20 protein-coding genes are annotated in these 21076 nt (G+C 45.8%); 9 read left to right on the top strand and 11 right to left on the bottom strand.

Translation table 11 applies throughout. The features are described from left to right. Positions 1-8: 8 nt before the first annotated feature. Together AZI87_RS14475 and AZI87_RS14480 are read right to left on the bottom strand one after the other, a co-directional pair. Positions 9-416, bottom strand: coding sequence for a response regulator (locus tag AZI87_RS14475; RefSeq protein ID WP_063208581.1), 408 nt, complete (start codon positions 414-416; stop codon positions 9-11). 62 nt (positions 417-478) lie between these two features. Next, positions 479-1357 carry a ChaN family lipoprotein gene (locus AZI87_RS14480; RefSeq protein ID WP_253696869.1) on the bottom strand — a complete coding sequence of 293 codons (879 nt, stop codon included), beginning with the start codon at positions 1355-1357 and terminating at the stop codon, positions 479-481. Between the two features lie 157 nt (positions 1358-1514). Between AZI87_RS14480 and rpmG the strand changes: the two genes are divergently transcribed. The 3 genes from rpmG to AZI87_RS14495 are packed head-to-tail and all read left to right on the top strand — an operon-like array spanning position 1515 to position 2850. Further along, complete coding sequence (gene rpmG / locus AZI87_RS14485; RefSeq protein ID WP_061836191.1) at positions 1515-1694, top strand: 50S ribosomal protein L33; 180 nt, start codon at positions 1515-1517, stop codon at positions 1692-1694. After that, on the top strand, positions 1694-2230 hold the full coding sequence (gene dcd, locus AZI87_RS14490; protein ID WP_063208583.1) for a dCTP deaminase: 537 nt from the start codon (positions 1694-1696) through the stop codon (positions 2228-2230). Before rpmG ends, dcd begins: the two co-directional genes overlap by 1 nt. Next, positions 2212-2850, top strand: coding sequence for a hypothetical protein (locus AZI87_RS14495; protein ID WP_063208585.1), 639 nt, complete (start codon positions 2212-2214; stop codon positions 2848-2850). The genes dcd and AZI87_RS14495 overlap by 19 nt, the downstream gene beginning before the upstream one ends. Here the strand turns inward: AZI87_RS14495 and AZI87_RS14500 are convergent. From AZI87_RS14500 to AZI87_RS14515, 4 genes are all read right to left on the bottom strand, one after another. Further along, the gene (locus tag AZI87_RS14500) at positions 2804-5875 is read right to left on the bottom strand and encodes a hypothetical protein (protein WP_063208587.1); all 3072 of its coding nucleotides are present in this window, start codon (positions 5873-5875) and stop codon (positions 2804-2806) included. The two genes, AZI87_RS14495 and AZI87_RS14500, sit on opposite strands and share 47 nt — an antisense overlap. After that, the gene (locus AZI87_RS14505) at positions 5865-7298 is read right to left on the bottom strand and encodes a transposase (RefSeq protein ID WP_155722581.1); all 1434 of its coding nucleotides are present in this window, start codon (positions 7296-7298) and stop codon (positions 5865-5867) included. Before AZI87_RS14505 ends, AZI87_RS14500 begins: the two co-directional genes overlap by 11 nt. Before the next feature lie 169 nt (positions 7299-7467). Then, entirely contained in the window at positions 7468-8208 is a 741-nt protein-coding gene (locus AZI87_RS14510; protein WP_063208589.1) for an alpha/beta fold hydrolase, read from the bottom strand. After that, positions 8195-9214: a M14 family zinc carboxypeptidase gene (locus AZI87_RS14515; RefSeq protein ID WP_063208591.1), complete on the bottom strand. Its 1020-nt coding sequence runs from the start codon at positions 9212-9214 to the stop codon at positions 8195-8197. Before AZI87_RS14515 ends, AZI87_RS14510 begins: the two co-directional genes overlap by 14 nt. Before the next feature lie 90 nt (positions 9215-9304). On the opposite strand from AZI87_RS14515, the gene AZI87_RS14520 reads away from it, so the two are divergent. Continuing rightward, complete coding sequence (locus AZI87_RS14520) at positions 9305-10108, top strand: DUF1338 domain-containing protein (RefSeq protein ID WP_063208592.1); 804 nt, start codon at positions 9305-9307, stop codon at positions 10106-10108. On the opposite strand, the gene AZI87_RS14525 is transcribed toward AZI87_RS14520, so the two are convergent. Continuing rightward, positions 10105-10752 carry an HD-GYP domain-containing protein gene (locus AZI87_RS14525; RefSeq protein WP_063208594.1) on the bottom strand — a complete coding sequence of 216 codons (648 nt, stop codon included), beginning with the start codon at positions 10750-10752 and terminating at the stop codon, positions 10105-10107. The genes AZI87_RS14520 and AZI87_RS14525 overlap by 4 nt on opposite strands. A 179-nt stretch (positions 10753-10931) precedes the next feature. On the opposite strand from AZI87_RS14525, the gene AZI87_RS14530 reads away from it, so the two are divergent. The 3 genes from AZI87_RS14530 to AZI87_RS14540 all read left to right on the top strand — a co-directional run bounded on the left by AZI87_RS14530 (position 10932) and on the right by AZI87_RS14540 (position 13173). Next, entirely contained in the window at positions 10932-11594 is a 663-nt protein-coding gene (locus AZI87_RS14530; protein ID WP_063208638.1) for a hypothetical protein, read from the top strand. 83 nt (positions 11595-11677) lie between these two features. Beyond that, a complete protein-coding gene (locus AZI87_RS14535; RefSeq protein ID WP_063208596.1) occupies positions 11678-12505 on the top strand; it encodes a hypothetical protein in 828 nt (275 codons plus the stop codon). Positions 12506-12663: 158 nt separating this feature from the next. Then, on the top strand, positions 12664-13173 hold the full coding sequence (locus AZI87_RS14540; protein WP_063208597.1) for a hypothetical protein: 510 nt from the start codon (positions 12664-12666) through the stop codon (positions 13171-13173). Positions 13174-13209: 36 nt separating this feature from the next. On the opposite strand, the gene AZI87_RS14545 is transcribed toward AZI87_RS14540, so the two are convergent. From AZI87_RS14545 to AZI87_RS14555, 3 genes are all read right to left on the bottom strand, one after another. After that, positions 13210-16329, bottom strand: coding sequence for an efflux RND transporter permease subunit (locus AZI87_RS14545; protein ID WP_063208599.1), 3120 nt, complete (start codon positions 16327-16329; stop codon positions 13210-13212). 77 nt (positions 16330-16406) lie between these two features. Next, positions 16407-17393 (bottom strand): DUF6976 family protein, encoded by a 987-nt coding sequence (locus AZI87_RS14550; protein ID WP_063208601.1) that lies wholly within the window; start codon positions 17391-17393, stop codon positions 16407-16409. 1 nt (position 17394) lies between these two features. Continuing rightward, the gene (locus AZI87_RS14555) at positions 17395-17637 is read right to left on the bottom strand and encodes a hypothetical protein (RefSeq protein ID WP_155722582.1); all 243 of its coding nucleotides are present in this window, start codon (positions 17635-17637) and stop codon (positions 17395-17397) included. Positions 17638-17795: 158 nt separating this feature from the next. On the opposite strand from AZI87_RS14555, the gene AZI87_RS14560 reads away from it, so the two are divergent. Both AZI87_RS14560 and AZI87_RS14565 read left to right on the top strand, forming a co-directional pair. Beyond that, positions 17796-18833, top strand: coding sequence for a sensor histidine kinase (locus tag AZI87_RS14560; protein WP_063208605.1), 1038 nt, complete (start codon positions 17796-17798; stop codon positions 18831-18833). Then, complete coding sequence (locus tag AZI87_RS14565) at positions 18830-20179, top strand: HD domain-containing phosphohydrolase (protein ID WP_063208606.1); 1350 nt, start codon at positions 18830-18832, stop codon at positions 20177-20179. Before AZI87_RS14560 ends, AZI87_RS14565 begins: the two co-directional genes overlap by 4 nt. A gap of 58 nt (positions 20180-20237) precedes the next feature. Here AZI87_RS14565 and AZI87_RS18220 read toward each other — a convergent pair. After that, positions 20238-21076: hypothetical protein (locus AZI87_RS18220; RefSeq protein WP_063208608.1), on the bottom strand; the 839-nt coding region annotated here is incomplete at its 5' end.

The following is a 21076-nucleotide window of genomic DNA, read 5'->3' on the forward strand; positions in this document are numbered from 1 at the left end:
TAAAGAATTTAAGCTTTGTTGTGCTTAGCATAAGCCGCTTTCAGCTTATCTTCGAAAATCTTCGCTGAAAACGGTTTCACGATGTATTGAGAAACACCGGCAAGAACGGCTTCTGTCACTTGATCGCGTTCTGATTCCGACGTCAAAAGAACAAACGGAAGATTCGCCCACTCTGCTGTCGCACGAACTTGCTTCAGCAGATCAAGACCTTTCATCTTCGGCATATTCCAGTCAGAAATAACCAGTTGAAATTGAGTTCCTGGAGAGTTGTGTTGTAAAAGAAGTTTCAAACCTTCTTCGCCGTCTCCAGCTTCTTGGATGTTTTTATAGCCCATCGCTTTTAGTGTATTCTTCACGAGATCACGAATGGACGGCATGTCGTCGATAACTAAAATGCGGGTTTCAAGAGGAAACATAGTTGGGACTCCTGTAAAGCTCTTCCCATTTTAGAAAAGCTCACAGGAATCTCAAAGAATCTTTACAACCCTAGACTTTGTGCTGGTGCAAGCCACAGGTAATCTGCACGAGGTCCGTCTTGAACTGACGGTTGGATTTCAACCGCGATCTCGTCCTCTTCCATTCCCAGAGTATTGATCTGGGAGAATGTCACAATAGGTGTGTTCGGCAAGCGAGCACGCAAACGGTCGGGAAGGCCTCCGCCGTATTGGACGTGAAATTCGCCAACGACAATCACCAGGACTTGATCGGGATGAGTCTTTATAAAGTCGGCCGCTTTCCAGGCCATCGTATCATCCCAAATGGACTGAGCGGCGAAATAGCGCTCCCCTGCTTCTGGCGTTGGCAAATGAGGCATCATGCTTAAGAAGCGACGTTTGTAACTATCACGCCCCAAAGTGAAGTTTGGAGGCAGCATCGCCTTCTCGTCCGCTGAAAGTCCTTCAAGGCCTTTCTTTGCCGCAGAGCTCGTCACACTGCGCGGAGCATTTAAAGCCAAAGTTAAAGCGCCTTCCGTTAAGTTCGGAAATAAAGCCTGAGAGCGATAATAATCATAAGAGGGGCTTCCCCACTGAATAGCTTTTAGAAACTCGGGCTCGGTCACTGTTCCTGCTCGGTAGGCATCAACTAAGTGCTGATGAGTATATGTAAAAAATTCCAGTCCCACAGAGACCTTCAAACCTTGAGTCCGCAGGGCCTGCATAACAGCGACCTGTTGGTCACGGTGTTGAACAAATCCGTGGTTTTCTCCGATAACAACAATGCTGCCAGGGCGGACCGAAGCCACAGATTCTTGCAAAGTCATGGGAGCTAGGTCGCTTCCCCGCAAAATGCCTTCAGATTGGGCATGGGCGCAGGCCGACATCAGGATGGAGATCAGAAAAAGGCTCCAAGTCTTCATAAATACTCCTCGAAGATCGTCAATAGACGTGAATTTGCCTGTTGAAGTTTCCTTTTTCTTTTGATACCTTGAGCCCCTTTGAAAAGGTATTGTCATTTTTTCCATATTACGCATGGCAGTACAAATGATTTAAAAGGTTCTATTAAGGGGCATTGCAATGGCAAAAAAGTCAGGAAGAATCATCATCACTCTTGAGTGCACTGAAGCTCGCGCTGAAGGCAAACCTGTTTCTCGTTACACTACGACTAAGAACAAAACTAAGACTCCAGGTCGTCTTGAAAAGAAGAAATACAATCCAAACTTGAAACGTCACACAGTTCACAGAGAAACTAAGTAATGATTCTTACGGATCAGCAGATTCTCGAATGTATGGAACAAGGGTCTATTAAAGTAGAGCCCTTCCGCAGAGAGTGCCTAGGAACGAACTCTTATGATGTTCACTTGGGTAAAACACTCGCTGTCTATGAAGAGAAGACGCTGGACGCAAGAAAGCATAACAAGATTCGCACCTTTGAAATTCCTGAAGAGGGTTATGTCCTTATGCCTGACACCCTCTATCTTGGCGTGACTTTGGAGTATACTGAGACTCTGAAGCATGTCCCATTTTTAGAAGGTAAATCGAGTGTCGGTCGCCTAGGTATTGATATCCACGCTACGGCGGGTAAGGGCGACGTTGGTTTCTGCAATTATTGGACTCTGGAAATTTCGGTAAAACAGCCGGTTCGTGTTTATACTGGCATGCCGATTGGGCAGTTGATATACTTTGAAGTGAAGGGCGATATTTTAACGTCTTACAACGTTAAGCCTTCAGCGAAGTATAATGACAAGAAACCCATTCCAGTAGAGTCAATGATGTGGAAAAACTCATTCTAAAATCGTTTCTAGCTTTAAGTTTTCTAACGATCGCTGCTTGTTCGCCTGCTGAAGTCACCGATGTGTCCGGTATTGATTCTAATACGGCTATCAGTGGTTCTTTTCAGGAATACGATGCCAACAAGATTCAAGGTATCGGTACGATTCGTTTTACAACGGTTCTTCCCGTTTCTTCAAGCCGTTCTCTGGCCTTAAAAACATCCTTAGACAATGTCTCAAGCAGCTGGGTATCGACGGTATTCTATTCGTCTAATGCCGCGATTCCTAGCACGAATGGTGTGGCAGTGACTTTCACCCGCTCAGGCGCTAGCGTGACCGCGCAGATTTCCATTAACGGAAACTCTTCGATGGTGTCTTCTTCTCGTTTGACCTTTTTGGTTCCAACGGCTTTGGATTTGATTGTCGAAGTTCACAATGTGAACTCAAAAGCGCGCGTTTTGATCTGGCGTCGTGATCAGATTACTTATTCCCCGACGGCTGCCGATGTTGATACCGATCGCTCGGGCGACCTGGTATCTTCTCTGCCAACGCAAACAGGTGGTGGCGGCTTCGTGGGTTTGATTATTCAAAACTCTACTGTGACTGCTGCACGGGTTGATTTACAGAAAGTATTGGATTAACCAAACCACCTTCTGTCGTTTTATTCGCCTTCGCGGACTTAGTAACCTGATCCGCGATATAACCTAAAATTTCTGACAACTGAACACGATCCGCCCAGACATCCCATTTTTCACGTTTCCCCTTCCAGCTTAAGACGAAGCGAAGCTTTTCTTTGATCGTCTCTGGCGGTTTTCCATAGCGAAGGATGTAAGTGAACAGATCCAGAAGATCGGCTTCTTTGATCGTTCCACTTTCAATCTGTTCTTTAGCTAGCTCTAGCAGGATGCCCTTAAATGCGGGGAAGGCGTTCAAAGATTCCGGTGTATTGATCACGCCGTCTTTGTTTTTATCAAAACGCGCATAAATCATTTCGATATACTGAATCACGTGCGGAGCCAGCGAAATATCCTCAAGCAGCGCCATGTTCTTATCGTTGGGAACATAGCCCGCAGCCTTAAAGATATTGTTCATGTAAATAGCCCATGAGTCTTTATCCGCAGCCTTTTGAAACTTCACATATTCAGGCATGGAGATCGCAGCCGCAGGCAAAGAATCTTTATAAGACGCTCGAGCACAGCTTAAGCTGACAAGCGCATCGTTTTTCACATCGGTATTTCCGTTAAAGCATTTCTTTATAAGCTCTTCACGCAACATCGAATTGATGTTTAAACCTGACCAAATCATGCCGATGAGGTCTGTCAATTCAGCATAAGAAGCCAACGTGCTGCCATCGGAATGAGGAACGAAAATATTTGCTTCACGGAAACGTGAAGATGCAAACGTCGTATTTTTAGAGTCGAGGATTCCCGCCTCCACCAACACTGGACGCAAAGCCATAAAGGCGCCTTGCACTTCTTCAAGGTTCACACCCTTATAGGTGTTCACTCGATCCGCCGTCCCTGCAAATGAACGAACAGCCAATCGACTGATCGCACGATATAGATTCAATTGGCGAAGCGTTTTCGCCGTGTACTTCTGTTGCAGCTTGTTCGAGATCAAAACGCGCGACTCATTGTCCACTGTCAGCGGCACCGGACTTTGCACAGTCAAAAGAAGCTCATAAAGACCTGAAGCCAAGGGCTGTCTCGACATCGTAGAGACGGAGGCCTTCTTTAAAACCTCTTGAAGCTCTTTCGCTGAATAGCCCTCATCTTCGCGCCAATTTTCAGTCGTTTGAGCGATGAAAAGCTCGGTGTCCAACCACACTTGAAGTTCGTTACGCAGAACTTCCAAAGAAGATAAGTTCAACGCATCGGGGACATGGCCTTCCAAGCGGCGCTCTGGGGCAGTCAAGATATTGTTCAAAACAACGCCCACGACTTGATCGATGGACTTCGGCTTCAGACCTTCTGGCAAAACTCCTAAATTGGACATGTGCTGGATTATTTTATTAATCTCGGCACGAGAAAACTGAGTTTCTTTTTTTGCGGCTAAAAGATCACGAGCGATGTTGATACTTTGATTTGCAAAAATGGAAAGATAGCTGATCGTCAACGGCTTCTGGAACGACTGCTCTTTCAAGAAATAATCGTAATAAAGGAAGTCAGAGTAAAACCGCGCGGCAAATCCAAGAAGAACGCTCCAGTTGGCTTTTCTTAAAGAAGAATCGTTTCCACCCAGGATCATGTTTTTCACGTCGATGATCATTGGCATGTAGTCCTTGATCATGTCTGCGTAACTTTCACCCTTTGGCGGATATAGTGCTTCTATTTCGCGAATCAAAGGTACGAGATCTTGAAGGTCATAAGCCCCCTCAAATAGCACCCCGGCTTCGCGCACCGTGGATTCGAGAACGAATTGAGACTCCATGAAAAGCTTCTGCGCTTCTTCATTTTCGTAAAGCTCAGGCTCCCACTCACGTCCATAAATAGAGTAATAAGGCAGGAACCGCTCGATGAGAATTTTAATGCGGCTGACTTTCAGGCGGGCCGTTTCAAAATCCGTTGTCGTAAAGGAATCGACACTTCCACCAAAGAAGAGCTGCTTCACTTTCATCGCTTCAAAAACCAGATTGTTTGATACTTTGAAGTCGGGCCACACCACTTGCAGGGTTTTTAAAAGATCATTGACCTCGTCACGAGAGACCACGCCTTCGGGTTTTTCAGCGACCAGATCCTGAAATACGGACAAGACGTCTTCGACCGTTCTGGAAAGATAAGAAAGACGGTACCCCGTCCCCGTTTCAGGCACTGACTTGATGAAGTAGTAATAACGAAGATATTGGATATAACCACGCGCGCCCAATAAAGCAAAACGACGCCATTCGCTGGGCGCTACATAGTTTTCATCGCCACCAGCCAAGGCCTTTTTAACTTTTAGAACGACGGGCATGTACTTCGCGATGGTCTTTGGGAAGTCCCACTTTTCATTAAAGAAGACACCCATTTGCTCCATCAAAACAACGAAGTCCGCAAGCTTATAACTACGACCATTGGATTCGATCAACGAAGCCAATGTGCGGGCAGCACTTTGAATTTCTTTATTCGCATCTTCGAAATAACGAACGTCTGATTGGATGTTGTTCGCTTCAGATACTGTCCAATTCAACGACAGCACCCGCATGTACGGAGTTAAATTCACCGTCATTTCACGGAAACTTCCAAAAAGCTTAATGATCTTATCGATCTCACCTTTTGAAATATACTCAGCACTTCCGCCGACGAAGATCTGCTTCAGTTTCATCACTTCGACTTGCAGGCCGACAGGAATGGTTTCGTTTTTGGAAGCATCAAGGAAGTTTTTTTCTAAAAACGTCGCAAGCTCTTGAGACGTGTAGCGATCTGAAGAGTTCCCGCGCACATATCTTTTGAAAGTTTCAATCGCGGTTTCAGCACAATCCCAACCCGCAGCAACTTCAGCCTTCGTCGCCGTTCCGTCGATAAAGTTTTTTACGACAGGCTTCACTTCCGTTAAGCACTTCGTGCCGCCCAATTCGTGACTCTCTGGCGGAGGTGGCGCTTCACCGACTTTTGAGTCACAGCCAACAAAGGCCCCTGCTGCCATAACGGCCACAGTGATAAGCTGCACACATTTTTTAGAAAACATAAGTCATGCCCCCGTAGACACGGTCATTGGCGCGGTACTGGTTCAGGAAGCTTGAAGGATTGTGATTTTCATCCTGCACTCCCAGTACGTCTCCACCAAGGACAACGGCCCACTTCTGATTGGGATAATAAAGGAACTCGGTATTCAACAAAGAACCCCGTTGGTCATAGTCATAGAGATATTTAAAACGAGTCACAAATGGACGACGGAAGATCGAAGCCAACTGGCCTTCCACACGGAATGAAAGAGCATTGGTGAATTTCAAACGAGCGTCGAACAGCGTGAAGTCATCGGGCTTTCCATCGCTGCGGATATCCACAATGCCCCCACCTTCGACTTTCAAGTATTCAAGTTGGAAAGCCAAAGTGCGAGTCAGAATATTGTTCAATGAAAAATCAATCGCCGCAGAATAAGCTTTCAAAGGCATAAGCTTTTGGATCGCCCAATCGGCGTCGGGACGTTTTTCCGTAGGTTCATCTTGAAGATAAGAAACAGAGGTCTTCACATTCTCGAAGGCGTACCCCATATCGACTGAGTAAAGATCGTGATATGTCAGATCTGGTGAAACCGTCACATCCACGCCGCCTTCTGAGGCGTCCATTTGAATTTTACGTTTTAGAATCAGTTCGTTGACGGGAAGATGACCGGCACTGGCAACAACCCAAGGACCGCGATCTTTACTTCCAAGGCGTCCCATCATAGCGACAGCGCCATTACCTACGAGCTTTGCAGTTTCCGGAATATCGAGCTCATAGACGATCTTGTTTACGCGGTTATTTAAAGCAAAATCTCTGGAAGGAGCCCGGTACCAGCGGCTGTCGGCCACCAAGCCCCCACCCTCCTCACGGATGTCAGGCCCCATGCTAGGAATAAACACAGGCGTTGCAAACGCCACGACTTCCCAGCCACGCATATTGTAATCTGCAAAAAGACCGGTCAAACCTTGCTCGTCGGGACGAAGAGTGTCGATGGCAAACTTCGGCTGCCACAACCCCATTTGCCAGCGGCGATCCATTTCACTCCAGCCGTTTTTTTTGCGACCGGCATAGACCTTCAACGGCGTGTTTCCGTGATTGGCGATGTAAGCTTCATGCACGACGAAATGAGACTGTCCACGACTGAAAAAAGTACCGCCAGAGATATCGGCTACCATGTCGACCCAAGAGGTCTCTTTAAGGGCGGAAAGTCGCGCGGAAAGAAGCTGACTGTATGTGAGGTTCGGAGTTTCAGGAATGGGTGTGAGGTACTGCATTCCCTCCATGCGGATTTGACCATAGACTTGCGCAGGCGTGGAACGCTTCGGCTCTTCAATAGAGCTGACTCCCTCAGCTTGAAGATTCTTCAAGTTCAGGGTCTGAGTTTTCGCATGTGTGTTTACCGCAACGCTCGTCAGCACCGCAGCAAGGTAGCTTCTTACCCTCACGTCCGCCTCTGGCTTTTAGTCCAGTCGATAGAGAATAAGAAAAGGGCTCAAGAGTCAACGGAGCCCAGTGTCGAGGGGGTTCTTCTCGAATATAGAGGATCTCAGGGTAAAAAAACGTCGCCTTAATTGAAAATCTTACCCCTAAAAAAATACCAGGAACGGCCTCGATTTAGAGTAAGTGTTCTAGAATCCAATGCGGGTCGTCAATGGGAATATCATGCCCGGCCCAAGGATGCATTGTGGGTTTTAGACCCCACTTCTCGCCGATCCGCAAAGTGCATTGCGGGGATACCAGCCGATCGCCATGACTTCCGAAAAGATGAATATCTCCGGGAGCCTCTTTGGGGAATTTGTACTTTGAAGCCGCCAACAGCTGGCGGAAGACGTTTTCCATATTCATGGGATTGTTTTTGGTGAAAGCCATCAGTGATAACATTTCAGCCTCACGACGTTCATGACTGTTGGTCACCATCTCCAGAATAGTTTTTTCCCACAAGGCCTCATTGTTCGAAGCCGCCAGAAGTTTTGAAGCACGCAAGAAATTCATGGGATAAAAACGGTGATAAAATGGCGAATGCGCCGACGAACTGGTACAGAACAAGTAGGATTTCTTCACTTCGTGCGGAAACTCTCGCATCCACTCAACAGTCACCATGGCACCCAAAGAAACAGAAAGAATATTAAAGGACTCGCCTTTTTTTACAAACTCAGAACGCGCCCGCAGATCTTTCACGTATTCGGAAATTTTTAACGGACTTTTTTCACTATAGCGCGTGCCATTTCCGGGAAGATCAATCAGTTCGATTTTGTCCTGCGGAAATTTCGTTTTCATTTTGTCGACGAAAGATCCCCAGTGCCCTACTCCGCGAGCCAAGCCACGCAATAAAATCCAATTTCTATTTTGTGCCATACCAAAGCTCCTGAGCTTTCAACGCCCATTCTTTTTCTTGTTCGCCATTCATATTAGCCCACGCCTGCGGAGAAGCCACTGCGCGGATCAAAAACTCCATCAAGGTATTGTGTCGACGAAGAGTGCGACGATGACGATGTCCTTTCAAAGGATTAAAAGGCCCGTCAGAACGGAAGATTTGCCATGGGTTCTTTTTTACCCACATCCACGAACCCATCTCTAGACATAACGGCAGATATTTCTGATGGCCGGCAGCAGTTTTTAAGTGTTCGTCGTAAATATAATCCCACAAGTCCCCATGAGTCGTGTAACTTTGCGCCTGAGGTTCGACACGATAAAAATGATGGGGGTATGTGCGGTCCAACAAATTTTTAAGGGAATAGGTCATCGGTAAATCCGGAAATGGCTTCACTGTTTTCGCATAGGGAAACCAAAGTCGATCTTGAAAACCGAAGCCCGAGTGCAAATCCAAAGTGAGTGCCAAAGGGCTGTGTTTAATCTCTTCTTGCACGGCTTGCACCATCGCTTGCGCTTCCACTTCCATCGGTGCGCCTTCAACTCCGCGATACCAAGGCAAACGAGAACTGACACGATGACCGCCCACCCAGCGAGCCGGCTGCTCACCATCAACGGGGGCGTTTCGCATCAAGTCTACTCCGCGGGGGTTGGATCTTGTTTTGCGATATATGCCGATGGGATTCACGGTCGGGATGAAAAACACACGAATATTTTTTAAGGTGCTTTGCAGAGTTTGATCCCAGACCGCAAGTTCCGCCAAAGAATTCATCAATGCCACGCACACCTGGGCACCGATACGCTCTAGGCCGTGGACGCCGCCCACAAATCCAAGGACCGGAGCTTGGGGATCTTCACTGCCAAAAGTGATTTTATAAATTGGAAAACGCAAAGACTGATCTTCGCTGTAGGCAAGAATTTCTGATTTGACGGCCGTCCCCAAATCCTGGATTCGTTTTTCAATTTGCTGAATTTCAGGAAGTGTGGTCATAAGCCTCCATGATTAACGCTCGAAGCCATTGAACGAGCGTTGCACCTCGATTCTAAGAAGAGTAACCTTCGTTTATCAGGAGAACAAGTTATGATGAGTCTAGAAACTCTGCTTCAAAAAATGTGGGTCGACTATTGTGAACTCAACCCTGCCGCAAAACGTATTCATGACATTTTCACTCAAGAAGGCGAAAATGTGCTTAATGACCACATTGCCCTTCGCACCTTCAATCATCCCCGCTTAGGCATCGAGTCTTTGGCTCAGCACTTTAAAAAATATGGTTATGTCGAAAAGGGTGAATACACTTTCGTTGAAAAAAAGCTTTACGCAAAACACTATGAGCACCCCAATGAGGACATGCCTAAAATCTTCATCAGCGAACTTGAGCTTGAAAAAGTTTCTCCGTTCATTCGCGAAACTGTGAATAAACTGGTCGAACAATTGCCGGATTCTTTAATCCAGAGCGAATCCTTCCCTATGTGCGGACGTCCTTGGAAGACTTCTTTTGAATTGTATTCGCAGTTGGCCAAAGAAAGTGAATACGCTTCTTGGGTGGCGGCCTATGGCTTCCGTCCGAATCACTTCACGGTGAATATCAACAAACTTAAAAAGTTTGAGGACATCGTCCAGTTGAATGATTTCATCAAGAGCAAAGGCTACACCTTGAATAAGGCTGGCGGTGAAGTGAAGGGAACTCCTGCGGACTACCTAGAGCAAAGCTCTACAATGGCGTCAGAAATTCCTGTGAAGTTTGACGACGGCAGCACTCACAATATTCCTGGCTGCTATTACGAGTTCGCAAAGCGCTATCCACTTGCGAACGGTAAGTTGTATCAAGGATTTGTCGCGAAATCCGCCGACAAGATTTTTGAAAGTACAAACAAGGTCAACTAAGCAACACGTTTGATAAGCTTATCAAACGTCTCTTTATCCGCCTCTTGCTGGCCCCAATGTTTGTGGGCCTGCAAGAATGTCTGAACTAGTTGCGGGTCAAATTGAGTGCCCGAACAACGTTTCAACTCTGCATAGACCACGTCCAAAGGAAGGCCCTTGCGATAAGCACGGGTTTCCGACATGGCATCATAAGTGTCGACAACCAAAATAATGCGCGCAAGCAACGGAACTTCGTCTCCCCGCTTTTTATCGGGATACCCTGTTCCATCCACACGTTCATGGTGACCACGAATCGCAGGAAGGATTTCAGAAAAGAAGGGATGTCTGGCTAATGGTTTAATGATCTCTTCACTCATCACCGGATGACTCTGCATGACCAAATGCTCTTGATCATCAAGCTTACCAGGTTTAGCGATAATACTTTGAGGAACACCGATTTTACCGATGTCGTGGAAAAGGCCCGAAAACTCAGCAAGCTTTTGCTGATATTCGTTTAAGCCGGCATCACGCGCGAGTTTGCGCGACATCTCACCGACTCTGCAACAATGCGCATACGTCGCTGGGTCTACAGCTTTCAATGATTGCATTAAGGCCTGTGCAGCTTCATAAGCCCACGGCGGAATGTCACCCCAGGAAGACGACATATGGCTCCCTTCTCCCCTTACCTTTCATTTTTCGGAAATTAAGACGTAAAACTTAAATAAGAGAAATTTTATCGTCTTATCTTGAGTCAACTTCCGGTTGACAGTTTGTTGCGTGATTGAAAGACTTTTCAATGAAAGTGAATCACATTGAAACAGCTTTGAATCTGGGAAGGGTTTTTATGAAAAAGTGGCTCCTTGTTGTATCTATTCTGACTTTTTCGTCGGCCTCATTTGCGCAAAAAATTAAAGTCCGTAAAGTGAAAGGCAATCAAGCCGTGATTGAGTTTTCTGGCGGCTCTTTGCAACCTGGAAACGTCTATGAGCTGGCTCCAGACGAATTTGGTGAATCCTCCGCCGTTTCGACATCACGTAGATACTTAGTAGGCTTGAGCTTTAATTTCGAAAATACCAAAGCCGACACTTCTGGAGCGGAAAACGAAACGGACATCAACTTGTTGGCAAAGTTTGGTTGGAACTACGGCACTTTCGAAGTTGGACCTATGGTTAGCTATTCATCAACGGCAATCGGCAGTGTCACTACGACGACTTATAAGTTCGGCGGATTCGGTGATTACAATATGATTGCCAATACTCCGGGCGAAGCTTTTATTTATGGCTTGGGTGGTTATGCCACTATGGGACAACGTGATAGCGGCACTGGAAGCAAAATTGATGTCATGGATTTCTTTGTGGGCCCTTTTGCAAAGTGGTTCCCGACAGGAACAGGCGTGGGCTTCCGTCTTGATGGTGGTTATATCTATCAAAAAGTTTCTGGCGGCGTGGGTGGGGATGCCACGATCACGGGCTTAGCCTTTACTGCCGGCATTATTGCCTACTTCTAATAAAATCTTAACCGAATCATGCGTTGAGGGCTCTTGTAGAGCCCTCTTTTTTTTAGTATTTGATTCTAAAAAAAGGATGTCGCATGAAGCCCTCTGGATTGCTTTTCTTCTTGCTCCTATTTTCGCCGCTCGCATTTGCTCAAACTCTTTCTTTGACGGCACCAAATAAGTCCTGCGCTTGTTCCTCTGAAATCGAAGACCCACTAGAAGAACCCCAAAGTTTTAACTACGGAAAATTCCAGGGCCAATGCATCGACTCTTGTCGTTTTCGACCTGCCCGTATTTTAGAAAGTTCTTCCCATCTCATTGTTGGGAATATTTTGCATTTAGGTGGCTACTATAAAGCGAGCATCCCCCTGCAAAACCTCGCCAAGGTCGAAATGGGTTTTGAGGAGTTTTTGCCAGGTGTTTCCCACGTCGTTTTGAAATTCACTTTGGATGAAAAGGCCCCCGACATTATTTTACTCAGTCAGGTAAATCAGCAGAAAGCGGCGATTCCCATCCGTTCTTTGGTTCTGTCTTCAGAAGGCGTACCACCCAAAGATCATCCGTATACTTTGATGGAAGCTTATTTCGGAAACTTCTTATTGGCTCACCGCTTGGTCACGGGTGATGAATTCGCTCGCTGGATCGCCGAATATGCCCATCCCTTGAAACTTGTGGAGCTTAAAATTCCAACTGAAACCGCAGGGAAGATTTTTTTGAAGGGCGTTCAACAAAGCGACACGCAACGCATGCAAGATGTGTATGCGTTGTTTTCAAATAACTGTTCGACAAGTGCCTTTTCATTTATCGATTCACAGTCTAATATCACACGCACCGGATGGCAGCGATTTTTGGATGCACTTCCTATTGCGGGTCCTTGGGGCACGTTGCAGTCTTTGCAGGAAAGACAATTGGTGAATCAATAACGCGAAGGAATTTCCGCTTTTGATTTTTACTCAGAAATTTCCCTGATTTCTCGGTAAACTTACGTAGTTTACTGTTAGAAAAACGACGATCGGTAAAATAATTCGAAGTCCTTCCCGGTCTGATAGACAAGACAGCTCGCTCTCTTTAGATTGCGGGCATGACACGTTATCTGATTTTTTTAGCGCTGCTTTTTCCACTGACTTCAGTTGCACAAGGGAACTGCTTTCCGAGTGAAAACTCTTGTGATTTGTATCAATGCAAAGAACAAGAACGACAATGTGGGGCTGAAGGTTACTGGATGAACTTCGGTCATCCTTATTGTGAGAGTTTCTTAAAAGATCAACAGCAGTTTTACCCACGCACTCAAGTGTGGCTGAAGGATGTGCGTCTGTGCCTGCAAGAACGCGTTCAGCAGGTCTCGCAAGAAGCCTCGTGCAATGATCTTCATAAACAGGCCATGCACAGCCATGTGAGCTGCTACGTCGATACGGGTTTTTGCGATCTTACTTACCTCGAGAGAGCTCGCGTTTACTGGTATCTAAAAGGCGCTTTGCGAAGTGCCAGCACCTGGCAGGAAGCCGCTCTTCTTCATCAAGCTTGCTGGAATCATCAAATGCAGACCTACGGTTGGAGTGATGAAACGTTGTTGAAGGATGCAGGTTTATAAAAACAAAAAAAGGAGCAGACATCTGCTCCTTTTTCTTTAAACCACCGTTTCATCGTGTCCGAAGATCTTACGGTATTTACCCATGAACCAGACCTGGAATCGGTCAATGTATAAGTGCACGGCCGGAATCACGTAAAGAGTTAACAGTGTTGAACTGATCGTTCCACCAATAACGACAATACCTAGTGATGTACGAGACTTTGAAGCCTCATTCAGACCAATCGCCACGGGCACCATCCCCGCGATCAGCGCCAAGCTCGTCATGATGATCGGACGAAGGCGCGTTTCACCGGCTTTGATCAAAGCATCGTAACGAGACTGACCTTCTTTTTGACGCTCCATTGTTGAGTCGATCAACAAGATCGAGTTCTTCGTCGCAAGACCCATCAACATCACGCAACCAATCATCGAAAACAAGTCGAAGCTAGAACGTGTAATGAAGAGCGAAAAGAAGGCGCCACAAGCTGCCAGCGGAATCACGGCCATAATAGTGAAAGGCGTAATGAATGATCCATACAAGCTCGCCAAAACCAGATAGATGAACATCACACCAAGTCCCATAGAAACCATAATATTGGTCATCAATTCTGCGAAACGCTCGGCTTCCCCGACAAAACTAAATGTCACACCCGGAGGAGCTTTGAGTTCGCCTTGCCCTAAGGCGTTGACTTCCGCCATCACGCCACCCAAACCTTTACCGCCAGGAGTAAGATCGGCAGAGATCTGAATATAGCGGTTGCGATTTTCGCGTAGAATAACTGACGGCCCCTGAGCTTCCTTTAAAGAAGCCACATTTTGCAGTGGTACCAAACGGCCGCTTAAGTTGGGTACTCGCAAGTGGGCGAACTCTTCACGAAGATCCCGTTGGTCAGGCTTTAAACGCACCCGCACATCATAGTTCACGCCGTTTTCACGATAGATTGCAGGCGTAAGACCTTCAATCAATGTACGAAGCTCCATACCAATGCCCGTAACCGTCACTCCGGACGCTTTGGCGACGTCGCCCTTCAGTTTTACTTGATACTCTGGCTTACCCGCACGGTAGCTGCTATCCACTTGTTGCAAACTTGGATTTTCTTTGAGCTTTGCTAATAACTTTTCAGAATACTGAATCAGTTCATCCATGTTTTGACCAACAACGTTTAAGTTGAAGGCCCGGCTGCTTTGTTGGCCCGGGTTGTCCGTCACGATGATATTGTATTTTTCTAATCCGGTGTAAGCCTTGCGAAGCTCATCCTTCATCTGTGTGGTGTTCTTATTTCTTTGTTTAGAAGGAACAAGATGAACGTAGACACTACCTTTATGCGCTTCTCCATTTGCTGAGCCCACGAAAACTAATACATCCTCGATTTCTTTAAACTTGCGCGTGCGAGCTTCAATTTCTTTAGCAACTTCATCCGTCCCGTCCAAACTCGCCCCTGGAGGAAGCTCGAACATCACGTAAAACTCGCCGTTGTCTTGCGGCGGCAAGAATGTAAACGGAACTTTCGTCGCGATAAATAAAGAGAAGAAGAAAATAAACACCGAACCTAATATCGTTTTGATCGGATGATTCAAAGCCCAGCGCAATGTGATGACATAAATTTTCTCTAGCCAAGTTTGAAAACGATCGAAGTCTTTAAGTAGTTTCTGATTCCAGCGACCAAAACGAGACGTCGGTGGCTTGTGTGAATGCTCCCCTGCCACATAGGCCGATAGCACCGGCGCCACAAACAAACCGTCGAACAAGGATACAATCATCGCAAAACAAATCGTCAAACCGAACTGTTTGAAGAACTGCCCGACGATGCCTTGCAAGTTTCCGATGGGCCCAAACACAGCAAGAATTGCCAGTGTTGTGGCAATAACGGCCAAGGTCACTTCGTTTGTACCCACGATCGCGGCTTTTTTAGGTGAAAGCCCTGCCTCTAGTTTACGGAAGATATTTTCGCGCACCACGATGGCGTCATCGACCAAAAGCCCCACAACTAAGCTCATCGCAAGCAAGCTCATGATGTTGATAGAAAAGCCAAAGATGCCCATGACGATACACGCCCCTAAGAGCGAGTTCGGAAGAGCGAAGCCTGTAATCAAGGTGGACTTCATACTTCCCAAGAAGAAATAAACCACTAAGACCGTCAGTAGGACCCCGAAGAAGATTGACTCATAAACGTCAAATACGTTCGCACGAATCTTACGGCTGGTATCCTGAACGATCTTCATTTCGGCATTCATGCCTTTGGCTTTGAAATCCGCATTGATCTTTTTAACTTTGGCGGCAACGTCATCCGCCACTTTCACCGAGTTCGCACCTGATTGCCGATAGATACTAAAGTTAATCGCCTTTTTGCCGTTCAAGCGGCTGCGCGTTTTTTCATCTTCTAATGTGTCTTCAATCTTACCCACAGAAGCAATTGTGATCGGATGATAAACGTCGGCCAGACGAAGAACAGATGAACCGATCTCTTCGATGGATTGGTACTGCGCTAAAGTTCTAAATGAATATTGGGTGGGACCTACATCGATCTTCCCTGCCGGGACGTTGCGTCCCCCACTGCGCAAAGCCTCAGCGACGGCCGTTGCCGAAATATCAGTGCCATTAAGACGATCACGATCCAAAGAAACATGAATTTCTCTTTTACGGCCGCCTAAGATATCCACTTGACCGACTTGATAAACCTGCTCGAACTGCGGAGAGATCACCTCTTTCGCTAAATCGTAAAGTTTTGCGTCGTCCATATCCGCCTGCAGGGAAATATACATGATCGGCGCATCGGAAGGACTGATCTTCCGAATCACGGGCGCATCAATATCATCTGGAAGTTCGCGCAAAGCATTTGATACTTTGGCGCGCACTTCTTGTTCAGCGAAGTTCAGATTCGTCTTTAACGAAAACTCGATTGTCAAAATGCTGACGCTCTCCATGTTTTGAGAGGACACTTTTTGAACGCCGGAAATCGTTGAAACTTCATCCTCAAGAATTTTAGAAACTTCCGTCTCAATTTCCTGAGGGCCCGCACCGGCATAAGTTGTTTGTACGACGACCGTTGGTAAGCTCACATCAGGATAAAGATCGATCGGAAGACCTTTGAGCGAAATCATTCCCAGCGTCAGCATGAGAATAACGATAGACATAATAAAAACGGGATGACGGACGGATAATAAAGCTGGTGACATGGGTGCGCAAATTATCAGCTTCAAAAACAAACAACAACTAAAGAGAAGTTCGAAGCCCGAAGGATTGGCACAGCCCGCTAACGGTCTTCGAACGTCAGGTACACCATTGTCTGATTTAAAAGCATATAGGCAATTTCACCGAAGGTCATCGGGCCTACGATATCTGCTGTCTTCTTGCCTTCTAAATTCGCGTATAGAAAATTTAGAATACAGTTACACGTGAATGTAGGATTTTTCATATCCGAGTTCTTGATAACTTTTTCAAACTCGGCTTCATAATCCATAACTGGATTCGCAAACTTATAGTCGACATCCGAAAAAACCGGAGCATAAAACTGAACGGACTTGTTCGCTTCATTCAGTGACATTACGCTGACGTTGATCATGGCCCCTGAATAGTTCGCTACCAAGGGCAATTGCGTGTCAATCCCACGTTCTTTAATATATTCAAATAAGTTTTTACTTTCCCCGTTCACCAGGCAGGTCGTTGCCTCAAAGCCTGTGGATTGAAAACGAACGACGTCCCCGTATCCTTGTTTAAACAGATTCAAAATATTCACTTTGCCATACTTGTGTTTAGCCAGACCTAAATGAAGAACAACAGCTCGATCAGAATAGGCTTGTCCCGTGAAGCCATCATAAACTTTAGCGACCTTCTTTGAGTCTTGCTGTAAATGATAGCCGCTCACCCATCCTAACAAGGGGCTGTCAAAGAGGCCCGAAAAGTTCATGCATTCTTTGGCAAATACCTTATGCACTTCCGAAAAAGCGGGAATAATAATAAAAGAAACACCATTGTCTTTATAATCTTTAGGAATATGTTGAATCTCTTTCGCGCCATAACTGATCAAAGTCTGACTCGAAACAAAATCCGGCAACTCAACGACCTGAATCATATCAGACGTATCGATGCCTCCCCACTCCGACATGAAGTACGGGATGGTTCCACCAACCCAAGCACCGCGAGGAAGCTGACTCATTAACGAATCGTTTCCCGCAAGAAGAAGCTTTTTGCCTTCCTGGATCATGGCGCTAACTTCTTTTACATTAAAGAGTGTCTTCAAATTAACTTCCTTTTCCAAAGATACATTGGATGTCTTCAGAAACTGCGTGTTCATTTTTCTTAAAAAATTCATAGGCAATAGTCACTGCTTCACCGATTTTATCGGAAGACGGGTTTCCTTGGACCAAGCGCCTCACACGGGTCAGAATCATTTTGCTAGCAAGAGCCTGTAACGGGACTTCGTTTTGATCGACAACAAGACTTCGCCAGCGGGGATCATCTTTGGGTGGAAGCATTTGATTCACTTTCAAAAGGTAAAAAATCCTACCTGATTCTTATCGGTTTCACTTGTAGTAAGGTATATAGAATAAACTCGTAATAACATTACAAATGGGATCAGTTACGAAATCGTATTGAGAACAAACTAAACAATCCGAAAAGTTATGACAGAGGTTATACCCAGATGAAAGAGTTTCTTTCGGATGTGAACCCAGTGAGATCCATAGTTCCACAGCTTCGTCGTATTCATCCTAATGCTTTAATCACTGTTGTTGCACTGTTCATTTTTACGATACTCACGGCAAGCCTGTTTCACAAGGAGTCGTTTTTAAACCATTTATTTGACGTCATTTGTCTTTTGGTTGCACTTTGCTCTATCGTCGCTATTTCACTGTGCCATCTTTATCTAGAGAGCCAAAAACACGCCGCTCAAACGATCGCTGTACTTGAAAGCAAATCTCAAGAGCTGCAAGAACAAAAGACCATTGCTTTGCAGTCGGCGAAAATGTCGGCGCTGGGTGAAATGGTTGCCGGCATGGCTCACGAAATCAATACGCCGTTAGCGGCCATTAAAATGTTCTTATCAGAAGCGCTTTACGAAATTGAAAACAACAAAGCCGATAATTCGACTCTTATAGGTTACCTCCATAAATCAGACGCAACCATCGACCGCATCTCTAAAATTATTAAAGGACTCCGAACGTTCGCTCGCTCTGGCGAGACGGATCCTTTCCAGCCCTACTCTGTTCAAGAAGCAATCGAAGATGCGATGATTTTATGCGGAGACCGTTTTAACACCGAAGGAGTCGAACTTCGTTGGGAAATTCCCGCCGAAACAATTCCAATCGAATGCCGTCCCGTGGAAATCACTCAAGTTCTTCTGAATTTAATGGGAAATGCGTTAGATGCTGTTGGCAAACTAGATCAGAAATGGATCGAACTCAACGTCTCGCAAACGCCTGATTTCGTTCAAATGAGGGTGACAGATTCTGGCCCGGGGATTGACCCGTTGGTTTTAGACAAGATATTTCAGCCCTTTTTCACGACGAAAGATGTAGGAAAAGGCACGGGTATTGGCCTAAGTATTTCGATGGGAATCGCCAAGGGACATAACGGAAGACTCTTTATTGATCCGGGACATGTGAACACGAGCTTTGTAATTGAAATTCCTAAACGGCAGAATCTTCAAATCGAAGATCTTTCTTTAGAAGGTATTATATGATGAAGAAAATTCTTTTAGTTGAAGACGATGAATTCTTTCGGTCGGCCGTTAAGGACTTCCTCGGTAAGACTTATGAAGTGCACGAAGCCGAAAACGGACTTCACGCGCAAAACCTATTAAATGAAAATCTAGATCCTGATGCCATTCTTACAGATATCAAAATGCCAAAAATGACCGGCATCCAGCTTTTAGAGTGGGTTCGCGAACACAGGCCAAAGATTCCAGTTGTACTAATGACTGGTTTTTCAGAGATTTTAGAGACGAAACGCGCACACGAACTGGGGGCCAAAGACTTCATCCCTAAACCTTTTAAGTCCGCGGAGCTTCTTTCTAAGCTGAATAATTTGTTAGCAGGCGCTTCTCAATGGAAGATTGATGACGGTAAAGATGAAGACTTTTGTTCTTTACCTGTCGAAGACTTTCTTACGGAAAGAAACACGCAGTTCGGTATCTTCGTCAAAGTCGCTTCCAACAAATACATCAAGATCGCCCATCATGGTGGAAAGATCGCAGAAGAAAAACTGCGCGTCTTTAAAGAAAAAGGTGTTAACTTCTTATACGTAAAGCAGGCCGACTTTTCAAGTATCGTGGGTTTTACGGTCCACATATCCAGAGTGGTCAGCGCGAGTGAAAAAGTCGACGATTCAAAAAAGTTGCGTTTCGTAAAGTACACCGGGGGCTTGATTGTACAGCAGGCCTTTGTACAGGGCACAGATAAAGCTTTATTCAATAATGCCAAAGACTTTCTTTCATCGAGTGTTTCGGTCATCACCGAGTCCGAAGACGCAATGACCGTTTTAGATCAATTGAATGATCATAACGATTACCTCTATTCGCACAGTTTAGGTGTTAGCATGTACTCGGTGATGATCGCAAAAAAAATGGGAATCAACTCTCCCCAAACTCTTTTTAAGCTGGCGATGGCGGGCTTGTTTCACAATATTGGATTTAAAGAACTGCCTCAGGATGTTCTACAAAAAAGTCGTTTTAAACTCAGCAAAGAAGAACGCATGCTGATTGAATCGCACCCGGCTCGGGGAAAAGAAATCCTAGAGTCCATTAAAGGCATCCCTACTGATGTTATTCAAATGACTTACGAGCATCACGAGGATCTGATGGGAACGGGCTATCCCCGTCGAATCGATAAGAAGAAGATCCATCCGCTCACAAGAATTATCTCTGCGGCAGATGCGTTTTGCACCCTGACGCTGAAGAATCCAGATAATGAAGTGCCCTTGGATGGAGCCGCGGCTATCGCCCGATTACATGAAACCAAACAAAGTCTTTTGGATCAAGATTGCCTCAAAAGCCTGGCGTCCCTTTTTTCGGCTAAGCAGGTGGCTTAAAATAAAAAAGCCCACGCTTAGAAGCGCGGGCTTTTGAAACTCTATTATCGGCCAGGAATTACCAACCGAAAGAGTCTACGTCGTAACCCCAGTTAGCAAGAGCTTTTTTGTACATGCCCTTCATGAACTTTTGAGCTTGGTGAGGTTTCAAACCAAGTTCAGAAGCAGATCTGTTTGTGATGTCTTGCATTCCTGCAGAGTCACCCAAAGCCAAATCTTTTGCTGCTGCCAAAGCGTCAGAGAACTGAACACCGAAAACAGCTTTGAAAGTTTTGTCCATGTCTTTTTCAGAAGTTGTACCGCGTTCCGCAGCTGCAACCGCCCAAGAGTTCAATGCAGAAGCTACCGCTACCGCTTTGTCTTGTTTGAAGCCGTATTCTTTCATCAATTTCTCAGAAGCTCTTTTAACAAGTTGTTTGTTCGCGTCAGAGTTCAAAGCCGCAAAGTTTGTATCAGAAGCTGAAGAAGAAGTTTTGTCATTGATAGCTTGACCGTAGTTAGACTCACCTGTGTTCGCATTGTATAGAACACCGTTTTTACCTAACCAGTATGTACCGTTACGGATGTCTTCCCAGAAGAAACCAGTTGTACCTACACCGATAGATGTGCCACCCACATAACCCGCGAATTCAGAAACGTCAGCGTAGTATTGGAATTGACCAAGATCGTTGTAAACAGCGGCTTCACCGTTAGCATCGAACTTTACATACCAAAGGTCATCAGAACCGTAACCTTGGCTGTTGTAGTCTGGATCTCTAGTTACAGTGATACGAGTTCCATCAGACGCCAAGAATGTGCAACCAGGAGTCGCTTCTTGAGTTGTACAAACATCGCCGTAAACTGTTTCGTATGGGTAGTAGATAGCTCCGCCGCCGCCAGTGCCGCCGCCCTGTCTCT

Source organism: Bdellovibrio bacteriovorus (assembly GCF_001592745.1).
GTDB classification, from domain to species: Bacteria; Bdellovibrionota; Bdellovibrionia; order Bdellovibrionales; family Bdellovibrionaceae; genus Bdellovibrio; species Bdellovibrio bacteriovorus_B.

What these genes read in the sequence shown, in the direction of transcription:
- AZI87_RS14475 (WP_063208581.1), bottom strand. Translation starts at nt 416, where the DNA reads ATGTTTCCTCTTGAAACCCGCATTTTAGTTATCGACGACATGCCGTCC.
- AZI87_RS14480 (WP_253696869.1), bottom strand. Translation starts at nt 1,357, where the DNA reads ATGAAGACTTGGAGCCTTTTTCTGATCTCCATCCTGATGTCGGCCTGC.
- rpmG (WP_061836191.1), top strand. Translation starts at nt 1,515, where the DNA reads ATGGCAAAAAAGTCAGGAAGAATCATCATCACTCTTGAGTGCACTGAA.
- dcd (WP_063208583.1), top strand. Translation starts at nt 1,694, where the DNA reads ATGATTCTTACGGATCAGCAGATTCTCGAATGTATGGAACAAGGGTCT.
- AZI87_RS14500 (WP_063208587.1), bottom strand. Translation starts at nt 5,875, where the DNA reads ATGTTTTCTAAAAAATGTGTGCAGCTTATCACTGTGGCCGTTATGGCA.
- AZI87_RS14510 (WP_063208589.1), bottom strand. Translation starts at nt 8,208, where the DNA reads ATGGCACAAAATAGAAATTGGATTTTATTGCGTGGCTTGGCTCGCGGA.
- AZI87_RS14515 (WP_063208591.1), bottom strand. Translation starts at nt 9,214, where the DNA reads ATGACCACACTTCCTGAAATTCAGCAAATTGAAAAACGAATCCAGGAT.
- AZI87_RS14520 (WP_063208592.1), top strand. Translation starts at nt 9,305, where the DNA reads ATGATGAGTCTAGAAACTCTGCTTCAAAAAATGTGGGTCGACTATTGT.
- AZI87_RS14525 (WP_063208594.1), bottom strand. Translation starts at nt 10,752, where the DNA reads ATGTCGTCTTCCTGGGGTGACATTCCGCCGTGGGCTTATGAAGCTGCA.
- AZI87_RS14530 (WP_063208638.1), top strand. Translation starts at nt 10,932, where the DNA reads ATGAAAAAGTGGCTCCTTGTTGTATCTATTCTGACTTTTTCGTCGGCC.
- AZI87_RS14535 (WP_063208596.1), top strand. Translation starts at nt 11,678, where the DNA reads ATGAAGCCCTCTGGATTGCTTTTCTTCTTGCTCCTATTTTCGCCGCTC.
- AZI87_RS14540 (WP_063208597.1), top strand. Translation starts at nt 12,664, where the DNA reads ATGACACGTTATCTGATTTTTTTAGCGCTGCTTTTTCCACTGACTTCA.
- AZI87_RS14545 (WP_063208599.1), bottom strand. Translation starts at nt 16,329, where the DNA reads ATGTCACCAGCTTTATTATCCGTCCGTCATCCCGTTTTTATTATGTCT.
- AZI87_RS14560 (WP_063208605.1), top strand. Translation starts at nt 17,796, where the DNA reads ATGAAAGAGTTTCTTTCGGATGTGAACCCAGTGAGATCCATAGTTCCA.
- AZI87_RS14565 (WP_063208606.1), top strand. Translation starts at nt 18,830, where the DNA reads ATGATGAAGAAAATTCTTTTAGTTGAAGACGATGAATTCTTTCGGTCG.